This window comes from Morganella psychrotolerans, assembly GCF_965118875.1.
In the GTDB taxonomy this organism is placed as follows: domain Bacteria; phylum Pseudomonadota; class Gammaproteobacteria; order Enterobacterales; family Enterobacteriaceae; genus Morganella; species Morganella psychrotolerans_C.
In genome coordinates this window covers 139594-152164 of record NZ_CBCPJD010000004.1, presented here as the reverse complement: position 1 = coordinate 152164, position 12571 = coordinate 139594, and the positions used below count along the sequence as shown (strand labels likewise).

The following is a 12571-nucleotide window of genomic DNA, read 5'->3' as shown; positions in this document are numbered from 1 at the left end:
ACATGAATAATAATGCAGCGGCACGCCTTTCTGCCGGTGAGATAATATTGAGTGACCCCGATGAGCCGGGCGATGTCTCTTCACCCGCCACTATTTTGCTGATTGATGATCATCCGATGCTGCGCAATGGTGTCAAACAGCTTATCAGCCTGGAGCCGTCACTGAAGGTTGCCGGTGAAGCCGGGAACGGGCGGGACGGAATTGCGCTGGCTGAAACACTCGATCCGGATCTTATTCTGCTGGATCTGAATATGCCGGACATGAACGGCTTTGAAACGCTGGATATTTTGCGGCAAAAATCCCTGTCCGGGCGCATTGTTGTGTTCAGTGTATCCAATTACCGCGAAGATTTGATAACTGCTCTGCGGCGCGGGGCGGATGGATATCTGCTCAAAGATATGGAGCCGGAGGAGTTGCTGGTGGCTCTCAGGCAGGCGGCAGCCGGAAAAATGGTGGTTTCCCCTGCACTGACAGAAGTGCTGGCGGGCGCACTGCGGGAAGTGCGCAGTGAAGGAGAGCCGGATATAAACAGCCTGACGCCGCGTGAGCGCGATATTCTCAGGCTGATAGCGCAGGGACAGCCGAATAAAATGATCGCCCGCAAGCTGGATATCACCGAAAGCACCGTAAAAGTGCATGTGAAGAATCTGATGAAAAAAATGAAGGTGAAGTCGAGGGTGGAAGCGGCGGTGTGGGTGTTGCAGCAGAAATAGCTTTCCGCTTTTCCGCGTCATCCTTTGCCCTGTGGCTGCGTTGGCTTCGTTCATCCACCCCGGTCACATACTGATGTATGCTCCCGGGGATGTATTCACTTCGCCGCCTTGCCACAGAACAAATGATTTAGCGGAAGATTTGGCCGTGTTCGGGTGTATTCACTTCGCCGCCTTGCCACAGAACAAATAATTTAGCGGAAGATTTGGCCGTGTTCGGGTGTATTCACTTCGCCGCCTTGCCACAGAACAAATGATTTAGCGGAAGATTTGGCCGTGTTCGGGTGTATTCACTTCGCCGCCTTGCCACAGAACAAATGATTTAGCGGAAGATTTGGCCGTGTTCGGGTGTATTCACTTTGCCGTCTTGCCACAGAACAAATAATTTAGCGTGTGATCTGGTAGTGAATGATTAAGAAAATCAGCATATTATTGTTGTCACATAGTTTTGTTATTATCAGTGGATATATCATATATAAAGGAACAAATATGATTATTGCAGCGCACCGTGGTTTTGCTTCCCGTGCACCGGAAAATACCATGACCTCTTTCCGGGAGGCGGTTGAGTTTGGTTGTTCGTGGATTGAAACGGATGTTCAGCTCAGCGCTGATGGTGTGCCGGTTCTTATTCATGATGAAACCGTGAACCGTACCACTAATGGCAGCGGAAAAGTGACGGATTTAACTTTGCGCGAACTGCGGGGGTTGGATGCCGGGTTGTGGTTTGGTGAAGCATTTCGCGGGGAAAAAATTCCGCTGCTGACGGATTTACTGGAACTGGCGGCAGAAAATGGCACACACCTTAATCTGGAACTGAAAACAGAACTGACAGACAGTGACGCTGCGATTGCCGACCTGTGTGAAGCGACCGCTGCGGTGATTGAAATGAGTGCATTTCCCGCAGAGCAGATCCTTTTCTCAAGTTTTGATACCCGCACATTGCGTCACATGCACAAGCGGATGCCGCTTATCCGGCGCGGACAGCTCTGGGAGAAAATCCCGGAACAGCCGCTGACGTTATTGCAGGAAATTGATGCGTTCAGTGTTCACTGTGACTGGCTGTTTTTGCAGGAAAAAACCACAAAATTTCTGAAGAAATCCGGTTATCAGGTCTATTGTTATACGCCGAATTACCCGGAACTGGTTGCGCATTTTGCCGATTGGGGCGTGGGTATGCTTATCACGGATAATCCGTGGGTGTACAGAACGGAAAACATCTTTTCCTGAATGGAAAACGGAGTTTCGTTATTTGTCAGTAGGGAAAGCAGAAACGGCTGATTACAATCACACCGGCTACTCTCTTTATACCCAACGTCATTCAGGATGCAGGAAGGCGGCAAGGGAAGGCAGACGGGGAGCATACATCAGTATGTGACCCGGCTGACTGAGTGCAGCCAACGAACCTGCGGTTTGAATGAATAAGGGTATATAAGGTCGGTGTGATGCGCAGATATATCATTTTCAGTTTCTGGATTGTCCTGATGTACCCGCTGGGTGTGGATTTACACCTGACCGGGCTCCCGCGTATAGCGGCAGATTTAAATGCCGCAGAAAGTGCGCTGCATATCGCTTTCTCTGTGTATCTCGCGGGCATGGCGTCCACCATGTTGATTGCCGGCTGGTGTGCTGATCATATCGGGCGCAGGCCGGTTGTCCTGGCGGGTGCCGTTATTTTTGCACTGGCCTCTGTGGCGGCAGGCTCTGCCACAACCATGCTTTTCTTCCTGATTGCCCGCTTCGCACAGGGGGTGGGTGCCGGATTTTGTTATGTCGTGACATTTGCCCTGTTGCGTGATGTGCTTTCCGGGCAGGCGCTGGCAAAAGTGTTGTCTATGATGAATGGCATCACCTGCATTGCGCCGGTGCTGGCACCGGTTATCGGTTTTATTATCCTCCTGTATTTTCACTGGTCAGTGATGTTTTATGCCTGTGCCGCATACGCGCTGGTGAGTATTATTTTCTGTCTGTTCTTTATTAAAGAAACCCGTCCGGAAAAGCCCCCGCACACAGATGAAACCAGTCGCGGTATAAAGGTCGCGAAAGAGGAATTTCTCAATACCTTTTTCCTGACCCGCCTGGCAATTTCCTGCCTGGGAATGGGGGTTATTCTGACCTATGTGAATGTATCGCCGATGATCCTGATGGGACAGATGCAATTTACATCCGGGCAATACTCTGTGGCAATGGCGCTGCTGGCAGTGGTCAGTATGAGTATCTCTTTCTCCATGCCGAAAATTATTACGGCTTTTAACAGCCGCTCTGTTCTTTATACTGCGCTGGGATTATTTTTTTTGAATGCCGTCTTGCTGGGCATTTTTCTTTGCGTAGCGGATTATGTGGTGCTGCTGCTGATTGTTTTCGGATTGTGCGGAGCGGGGTTTTCACTGATGTCCGGGATTATCATGAGCCAGGCATTATCCCCGTTTGTCACCCGCGCCGGGATGGCAAGCTCAGTACTGGCAATATCTCAGCTCAGTTTTGCATCAGCGTATATCTGGATTATGGCGCAGGCGGGTGTACCGTCAGTAACAATGCTGTTTATTATTCTGCTGACAACCGCACTGGCGGGTGCGATATTACTGAAACGGTATCCCGGCAGCGGCAGGAACGACAGCGCATTCAATGAATAAATCACTGCACCGACTGGATTTAAATTTACTTGTTATCCTTCAGTATCTGCTGGAGGAGCGCAGTGTCAGCCTGACGGCGGCAAGACTCGCGGTAACGCCCTCCGCTATCAGTAAAGCGTTAACAAAGTTGCGTACCTGGTTTGATGATCCGCTGTTTATCCGCAGTCCGCAGGGACTGACGCCGACACCGCTGATGCTGCGTCTGGAAAGCTCGTTGCCGGAATTTTTGCATGCCGCGAAATATATCTCAGAGATCCGTGACAGTGAAAACCCGAAAGGGATTCAGTTCCGTCTGCTGATGGAAGCGCCGCTCAACCTGATTATGCTGCATGACCTTTCTGTTTCTATCCTGGATAACTATCCTGAATCTGCTGTCAGTATCCGCGACTGGGATTATAACTCACTCAGTGCGGTGATTGCGGGGGAGGCGGATATCGGTCTGCCCGGACGTGAAAGTTACCCTAAATCAAAAGAGACAGTCAGTGCTATTCCTGACATTGTTAATTTTGAAGTCCTGTTTACTGACCGTCCGCTGGCATTTATCCGGCGTGATCACCCTGTTCTGAATGAAGACTGGACGATTGATAACCTGGTAAAATACCCGCATATCAGTACCGAATACGGAAACCGCATCCCGTGGGCGCTGGATGATTTATTGCATGATACAGGGCGTTCACGGCAAATCAGGCTCTCTTATTCCTCTTTTGAGCAATCATTACTTATGGCAGCACATCCCGGACATTCACTTATTACCTGTGCGCCCGGTTATTGTCTGCATTATGTCACTCAGTTCCAGCTGAATTTGGTCTGTTTGCCACTTCCGTTTGATGAGTCACTGTACCGGCAGCTGGAGATCCCTTTCCTGATGCTCTGGCATAAGCGTAATAATCATAATTCCAAAATTAGCTGGCTGAGAGAACAAATCCGCCACAGTATTACTGATTTCATTTATTCATAAAATAAAATACAAGTTATCTGAGTTGCATTCACTCCGAAAAATATAATACAAATTATCTGAGTTGTATTTAATTTTCTGTACATGGGATATTGGTTTTTTTTATTTATCTTAAGTAATAATTAAATATAAAATGTAACAAAATGATGCGTCTTTAGCCTTTTTGAGAGTTATATCTGCGTATGTTATAGGGTTAATACATCTCATGATTGTTTCTTCATATGTATAATCTGATGAATTTAAATGGTTATTTACATACTTGCGGTTTTTTTTAATTTTTTGATGATAGGTTTTACCAATTGTTTTTGTAATAACGAAAGAAGAATGATTATTTGCATGGCTTAACCGGATTCATTTATTCTTTACCCGAATCAGATAATAGATATTTACCAGTGTTACTTATTGGATTTTTATTTTTTATTACAATAGCAACATTAAACTCATTTAACTGGTATTTAATTGAAGAGTATTGTTTGAAAGTAAGGCAGTGGCTGGCTTTTTTCAGGTAATGGATTAAATAACAAACAGGGATTGCTGTTTTTTTTTATTGGGTTTTCTGGTGCTAAAGTCAGGCGGGGATTATTTTTATAAATTTTAGTAAATCCCCCGGGTAAACATAAAAGGAGTTAAACATCCTCAGGTAGAACAGGTTTTTCTATGTGTGATAATACTATATCTCTTTCGAAGGAAGTGGGTTTTTTCTTAAAAAGAAGGCGAAAAAGTCAGGGGTTAACCGGTTCGGAACTGGCTGAGAAACTCAATATCAGTCAGCAGCAAATATCCCGCTATGAACGCGGTTTGTCTGTGCTTAGTCCGGATGTCATGCTCAGGTATTGTGCGGCATTGGGAATGGCGGAGCGTGAGATCAGCGAACTTTTCTCCATTATCAGCACATACTATCAGTACGCTGTTTCCGAACAGGAAAATATAGACGGATTTGATGACACACAATGCTGAATATCTATCCGTAATGGCTTCCCTCTTTATCTGTTCTTTTGAGCTGACTCCCCCTTATCTGTTTATCTGATGACTAATAATACGTTATTTTTTTTACGGTATTAACAGCATTCAGATACATCAGGTGTTTTATTGAACCTGTATTTTCTCTCAATAAGAGTTAATTTTTATAAAATAGGAATGAATGAAAATGATGATTAACAAAAAAGCGCTGGTTATTGCCGGACTTTCACTGATTATTTCCGCTTGCTCGACTTCACCGGTAAAGAAAAATACATCCGGAATTAAAAACCCACCAGCTAAACAGCAAACCCGTTCTGCCACACCAAATGTAGAAGGTAATAACGCGGCACAGGCGTATGTGGGGAATAAACAAGTGGCTTCACAGGGTATTGTTATTGCCTCAACAAAGAACGCCTGCGTCGATGGATTTAATTTCCTGAAAGGTGTTAATCAGGGCGAATTTAATGAGTTCTCATCAAGCTATGGTCGTATTAATCAAAACTATACCTTCCTGAATGTGAATAAAGAAATTATGGATAAAGACTCGCGTGAAGTGTTATCCATGACGCTGAATAAGAAGCTGGATACATTATGTACAAAAGTCCAGTACGCAGGTTTCATCGGTGTGAAAGATAAAATAAAAGCACTTTCTGACATTTAATTTTATTTTCTGATTTTTATTTTTATATAGGGATGTATCCATGCAAGTTGCATCGTATTACTCGAAAACAAAAAGAGTAACAGCGTATCTGTTACTCTTTTTACAGTTATTTTTTCCGATATCAGTTGCAACATCGTCGGTTGCTTACGCGATGGAACAAGACAGTGAATTAATAATGTCAAATACGGTTGACGGACTTAATGTACTAATGGATGCATCCCCTGTACTGTCAGAGAAACCTGCCGGTAACTCGTCTGCCGGTAACTCTGGTAGTAACAATTTTACCGTTCAGATGCCTGACGGAGGCGAATTCGGCGTTATGCCCGCAGATCCGGGCGCCGGTTTTATTTCCGGTCAGAACGGCATGACGTTCCCGATGAGTGTCAGTACATTGCCGGACCCGGCAAAACCTGCCCCGCGTGACAATACCGTACGGACAGATGATATTTTCAGCGCCCTGCCGACAATGGGCCTGCCGGATATCTCACCTGAAGATGACGCCGCAGCATCAGAATCAAAATGGGCGGGAAATGCCTCACAGGCAGGACAAATTCTGTCGTCAGATGATGCCGTCGATGCGTCTGTCGGGTATGTCCGCAGCCTCGGTGAAAATCTGCTTAATCAGCAGGTGAATGACTGGCTGAACCAGGTGGGTCATGCCAGGGTACAGTTTGGCAGCAATAAAACCGGCGATGCCGATCTTCTGATCCCGCTGGTTGATAATCCGAACAGCTTATTGTTCTCACAATTCGGTATCCGCGCAAATGATGAGCGGACCACCACCAACCTCGGTCTGGGCTATCGTCAGTATGAAGACGGCTGGATGTGGGGTCTGAACAGTTTCTATGATTATGACATTACCGGCAGCAACTCGCGGGTGGGTGTCGGCGGTGAGCTGTGGGCGGATTATGTGAAGCTCGCGGCAAACGGCTATTTCAGAATTACAGACTGGCATCAGTCCACCCTGAATGACATGCGTGACTATGATGAACGCCCGGCGAACGGGTTTGATATCCGGGCAGAGGGTTATCTGCCGGATTATCCGCAGTTAGGTGCATTTGTAAAATATGAACAGTATTTTGGTGACGGCGTCAGCCTCGCACGCACCACCTCTTCCGGTGAACTGAAAAGTAACCCGTCCGTTTCCACGGTCGGTGTCAGTTACACGCCGTTCCCGTTAATCACCTTCAAAGGCGAAACGTCCGCCGGCGATTCCAATGACAGCAAAGTCGGGATGGAGTTGTCCTACCGCTTTGGTGTGCCGTTGTCTCAGCAGCTTGATACCGAAAACGTAGATTTAATGCGTAATCTGGCAGGTAACCGTTACGACTTCGTAGATCGTAATTACAATATCGTGATGCAGTACCGCAAGCAGGAACTGCTGCGGATCGGGCTGCCACCGGAACTTAAGGGTGAAGCGGCACAGACATTGCCGGTCACCGCCAGTGTTCTGAAAGCAAAATACGGACTGAAATCACTCCGCTGGTCCGCGCCTGAACTGGAAGCAAATGGCGGTGAAATCAGACAAACCGGTCTGACGACAGTCGATATCACCCTGCCTGAATACGTGTTTATGACCCGTAACGGCGCGCCGCAGGGCTACCGTGTTACGGCAGTCGGGGAAGATAACGAGGGTAACTCGTCCAATACCGCAGAAATGTGGGTCAATGTTATTCCGTCCACGGAAACCATCACTAAACTCACCGTCACACCAAACCGCGAATTACTGGCAAATAACAGTGATCAGTTTACCGCTGTGGCATTACTGCAGAGCAGCATCGGCGGTGGCGTGCTGGCAAACAAAGCGGTGACATTCAGTGTCTCCGGCCTGAAAAATTCAGAAGGTGTAACGATTTTCGATGCTGGTGGTAACAGTGGTCAGACTCTGACCGTGATTACCGGCGCGGATGGTACCGCAACGATTAAAATCATCAGTAAATCAGCGGGTAAAGGGTTACTGAAAGCGAAAATGCGCAACGGTAACAGCCGCACGGAAGCGATTGTGTTTGTTGCTGACAGCAGCACCGCGAAGATTAAAACCCTGGAATTAACTCAGAACAACGCGCTGGCAAACGGACAGGAAAAAAATATCGGTCTGACAACGGTCGTTGACCAGTTTGATAACCCGGTGAGTAATTTCACGTTAAACGCGAGAGCAGATAACGGTGCCACGGTGGTGAATGCCACTGCACAAACGGATGAGTCGGGTCGGATGACCACGCAGTTCAGCAGTGAAACCGCCGGAGATTCCAAACTGGTGGTTGAGGGTGCGGGTACATCAAAAAATGTAACTGCGCAGTTTATTGCCGATATCAGCACGGCAAAAATTCAGAGTGTGGTTATCTCGCAGGATAATGCTATCGCCAACGGAAAAGCGAAAAACCGTGTTCTGGTGACGGTCACGGACAACCGCAATAACCCGTTAGCCGGTGCGCCGGTGACAATTACCGTTCCTGTGCCTGCCCGCTATCAGACCCAGCCGGTGAGTGGTATGACCGACAGCCGTGGTCAGTTACAGGTGGATATCACCAATACCAAAGCCGCACAGGAAAATTATACCTTCAGTATTAATGACAGCCGTGAAACTCGACAGCTGACATTTATTGCGGATGAAACTACCGCAACTATCACAGATTCACAGTTAGTGATCGTAACGGACAATCAGCTGGCTGATGGCGTGGCAGCAAACCAGGTGAAAGCAACGGTTGTCGATCAGTACAATAACCGCGTACCGAACATGGCTGTTGAATTTAAAACAAACCATGATGCGATCCCGTCACTGAGTCAGCTGGCAACGGACAGCAACGGGGAAGCGGTATTTGATCTGACCAATACACTGACCGGAGCAACGGCTGTAATTGCCAGGGTTAACAATATCTCTGCCACGAAGAACGTGATGTTTACGGCAGATGGTTCTACCGGGGAGATCCTCAGCAATAATATGACCGTTGTGGTGGATAACAGCCCTGCAAACGGTACGAGCCAGAATCAGGTGAAAGCGATTGTCACTGACGCACAGGGGAACCTGGTGCCGTATGCCAATGTGACCTTTACTACCGATAACGGAGCAAGCCCGGCATCACTGGCATTGCTGACGGATGAGCAGGGAGCTGTGCTTTTTAACCTGACCAATACACTTGCCACGCCGGTTTCTGTTACTGCGCAGGTTAATGCCAACCAGATGACGAAATCAGTAACATTTGTCGCGGACAGCACTAACCCGGATGAACAAAAATCGTCATTGGCTGCTAATCCGGCAACGATTATTGCGGATGGCCAGACAGAATCAACATTGCTTTTCACCTTAAAAGATAAATTCGGCAACCTGATCCCGGGTCAGACCGTGGTATTCAAATCTGATTTGGAAAATACCACGCTGAGCGGCACCACTGAGAATCCGGACGGGACGTATACTGCGACCCTGAAAGGCACCAAATCAGGTGATGCAAAAATCAGTGTCACGCTGAACGGTAAAGCGTTTGCGGTGGCTCCGGTGACAGTCAGGCTGACGGCGGACGGCGGAAATCTGAGTAAGGATAAATCGTCCCTGAAGGCAGTTCCGGCGACAATAGTAGCGAATAATACAGCTGCATCAGCACTGACCCTGACCCTGAAGGATGTGAACGGTAACAGTGTTCCGGGACAGACGGTAGAGTTCAGTACTGTACTGGCGGGCACTACGTTCAGCACGGTAACGGATAATCAGGACGGCACTTACACGGCAACCCTGAAAGGGACCACAGCGGGTGAGGCTGCACTGAAAGTCACCGTCAACAGCGTGGTTCTGGATGTGACTGCGGTAAGAGTGACGCTGACCGCTGACGGCGGCAACCTGAGTAAGGATAAATCGTCCCTGACGGCGGTTCCGGCGACTATTGTGGCAAATAACACGGCGATCTCGGCGCTGACGCTGACGCTGAAAGATGTGAACGGTAACCTGGTGTCCGGACAGGCGGTTCTGTTCAGCACCTCACTGTCAGATACCACGCTCAGTACAGTGACGGATAATCAGGACGGAACCTATACCGCGACCCTGAAAGGCACCAAAGCGGGCGAAGCCGCACTGAAAGTGACTGTGAACGGCACTGAGCTTGCTGTGGCAGCGGTGCGTGTCACGCTGACCGCAGACGACAGTAATCTGAGTGAAGCGAAATCTTCCCTGAAGGCGGCTCCGTTGACTATCCTGACGGATAACACGGAAACCTCAACGCTGACGTTGAGCCTGAAAGATGTGAACGATAACCCGGTCTCCGGACAGACAGTTCTGTTTAGTACACTTCTGGCGGATACCACGTTCAGTACGGTGACGGATAACCAGGACGGGACGTACACCGCGACCCTGAAAGGCACCAAATCAGGTGATGCAAAAATCAGTGTCACGCTGAGCGGAAATACGTTTGCGGTTGCGCCGGTGACAGTGAAACTGACCGCAGACGGCGGCAATCTGAGTGAGGCGAAATCCTCCCTGACGGCGGCTCCGGCGACTATCGTTGCGAATAATACGGCGGCGTCGGCGCTGACGCTGACGCTGAAAGATATGAACGGTAACCTGGTGTCCGGACAGACAGTTCTGTTCAGCACAACTCTGGCAGATACCACGTTTAGCGGCGTAACTGATAATAACGACGGTACGTATACCGCGACCCTGAAAGGGACCAAAGCGGGTGATGCGATAATCAGTGTCAACCTGAACGGAAGTGTGTTTGCAGTCGCTCCGGTAACAGTTGAACTGACCGCAGACGGCGGTAATCTGAGTAAGGATAAATCGTCTCTGGCAGCCACTCCGCTGACTATTGTGGCGAATAACACCGCGACATCTGAGCTGACGCTGACGCTGAAAGACGTAAACGGAAATCCGGTGCCGGGACAGGCAGTTCTGTTCAGTACACCCCTGGCGGATACCACATTCAGTACCGTGACAGATAATAATGACGGGACCTATACCGCAACGCTGAAAGGCACCAAAGCCGGTGATGCCGTCATTAAAGTAACTGTGGGCAGCAATGCGCTGGATGTGGCACCGGTAACGGTGACACTGACCGCAGATGAGGGGAATCTGAGCGGGGAGAAATCCGCTCTGACGGCGGTTCCTGCTTCTATCCTGGCGGATAATACAGAAACCTCGGCACTGACTCTGACCCTGAAGGATGCGAACGGCAACCTGGTGAAAGGTCAGACGGTGGTATTCAGCACAGCTCTGGCGGATACCACGTTCAGTACGGTAACGGATAATCAGGACGGGACGTATAGCGCGACCCTGAAAGGTACTAAAGCGGGTGAGGCGGCGCTGAAAGTCACCGTGAACAACGTTGAGCTGGTAGTGACAGCGATAAGTGTCACGCTCAATGGTGACGGCGGCAATCTTAGTGATGATAAATCCTCTCTGACAGCCACTCCGCTGACTATCGTGGCGAATAACACCGCGACATCGGAGCTGACACTAACGCTGAAAGACGTGAACGAAAATCCGGTGCCGGGACTGACAGTTCTGTTCAGCACGACACTGGCGGATACCACATTCAGTACAGTGACGGATAATAATGACGGGACCTATACCGCAACGCTGAAAGGCACTAAAGCCGGTGATGCCATAATTAACGTGACAGTGGACAGTAATGCACTGAATGTGGCACCGGTAACGGTAACGCTGACTGCTGATGACGGTAACCTGAGCGGGGATAAATCTACCCTGACGGCGGTTCCTGATTCTATCCTGGCGGATAACACGGAAACCTCGGCGCTGACGCTGACACTGAAAGACGTGAACGGTAACCTGGTGTCCGGACAGACTGTTCTGTTCAGCACGGCGTTGGCGGATGTCACGTTCAGTACGGTAACGGATAATAATGACGGAACGTACACCGCAACCCTGAAAGGTACTAAGTCGGGCGAAGCGGCACTGAAAGTGACGGTGAACGGCGCTGAGCTTACGGTGGCAGCAGTGAGTGTCACGCTCAACGGTGACGGCGGTAACCTGAGTGAAGATAAATCGTTACTGGCTGTCGTTCCGGCAACTATCGTGGCAAATAACACAGAAACCTCGGAACTGACCCTGACGCTGAAAGATGTGAACGGTAACACAGTGACCGGACAGACAGTTCTGTTCAGTACCACGCTGGCAGATACCACGTTCAGCACGGTAACGGGCAATCCGGACGGCACCTATACCGCGACCCTGAAGGGCACCAAAGCCGGTAATGCGGAAATAAAAGTCAGTGTTAATAATGCGGTGTTTAACGTTGCGTCTAAGACAGTGAAATTGGTGGCAGATAAAACAACCGCAGTCATGGTGATTACTAACCTGAATCAGGATAAACACGCTGTAGCAGATACAGTATCGGCAAACGGATTAGAAGTGAAAATTGTGGATGCCAATAATAATCCGATTGACGGGGTTAATATCAAAGTTGCTGAAAAGACACCTTCAGGAATGGTGACGATCGTTAATGGTGAAGTCATTACGAATATTAATGGAATAGTTGAACCGAAAGTCATGAGCCGAATTAAAAATGTTGAGCTGTCAGTATCTGCGAAAGATGCAGGCGGTATCGATATAAGCGAAGACTACTCTCTGATATTTGACCTGGTTAAATTTAAAATCGGGTCAATCATCGAGGCAAATTAATCCATTACTTACCGGCTGATTTATATGTTG

Annotated in this window: 7 protein-coding genes; all 7 read left to right on the top strand. The window is 48.6% G+C overall.

Annotation, left to right across the window (positions count from 1 at the left end):
* Positions 1–2 precede the first annotated feature (2 nt).
* The 7 genes from narL (at position 3) to ACMHKJ_RS06020 (ending at position 12541) form a co-directional block, all read left to right on the top strand.
* Complete coding sequence (gene narL / locus ACMHKJ_RS06050; RefSeq protein ID WP_413492594.1) at positions 3–713, top strand: two-component system response regulator NarL; 711 nt, start codon at positions 3–5, stop codon at positions 711–713.
* A gap of 486 nt (positions 714–1199) precedes the next feature.
* Positions 1200–1937 carry a glycerophosphoryl diester phosphodiesterase gene (locus ACMHKJ_RS06045; RefSeq protein ID WP_413492593.1) on the top strand — a complete coding sequence of 246 codons (738 nt, stop codon included), beginning with the start codon at positions 1200–1202 and terminating at the stop codon, positions 1935–1937.
* Positions 1938–2152: 215 nt separating this feature from the next.
* Positions 2153–3340 (top strand): MdtL family multidrug efflux MFS transporter, encoded by a 1188-nt coding sequence (locus ACMHKJ_RS06040; protein WP_413492592.1) that lies wholly within the window; start codon positions 2153–2155, stop codon positions 3338–3340.
* A complete protein-coding gene (gene yidZ, locus ACMHKJ_RS06035) occupies positions 3333–4298 on the top strand; it encodes an HTH-type transcriptional regulator YidZ (RefSeq protein WP_413492591.1) in 966 nt (321 codons plus the stop codon). Before ACMHKJ_RS06040 ends, yidZ begins: the two co-directional genes overlap by 8 nt.
* Positions 4299–4952: 654 nt before the next feature.
* The gene (locus tag ACMHKJ_RS06030; protein WP_067366319.1) at positions 4953–5252 is read left to right on the top strand and encodes a helix-turn-helix domain-containing protein; all 300 of its coding nucleotides are present in this window, start codon (positions 4953–4955) and stop codon (positions 5250–5252) included.
* Positions 5253–5442: 190 nt separating this feature from the next.
* The gene (locus tag ACMHKJ_RS06025; RefSeq protein WP_223861212.1) at positions 5443–5916 is read left to right on the top strand and encodes a hypothetical protein; all 474 of its coding nucleotides are present in this window, start codon (positions 5443–5445) and stop codon (positions 5914–5916) included.
* Between the two features lie 40 nt (positions 5917–5956).
* Positions 5957–12541 carry an invasin domain 3-containing protein gene (locus ACMHKJ_RS06020; RefSeq protein ID WP_413492590.1) on the top strand — a complete coding sequence of 2195 codons (6585 nt, stop codon included), beginning with the start codon at positions 5957–5959 and terminating at the stop codon, positions 12539–12541.
* The last annotated feature ends 30 nt before the right edge of the window (positions 12542–12571 follow it).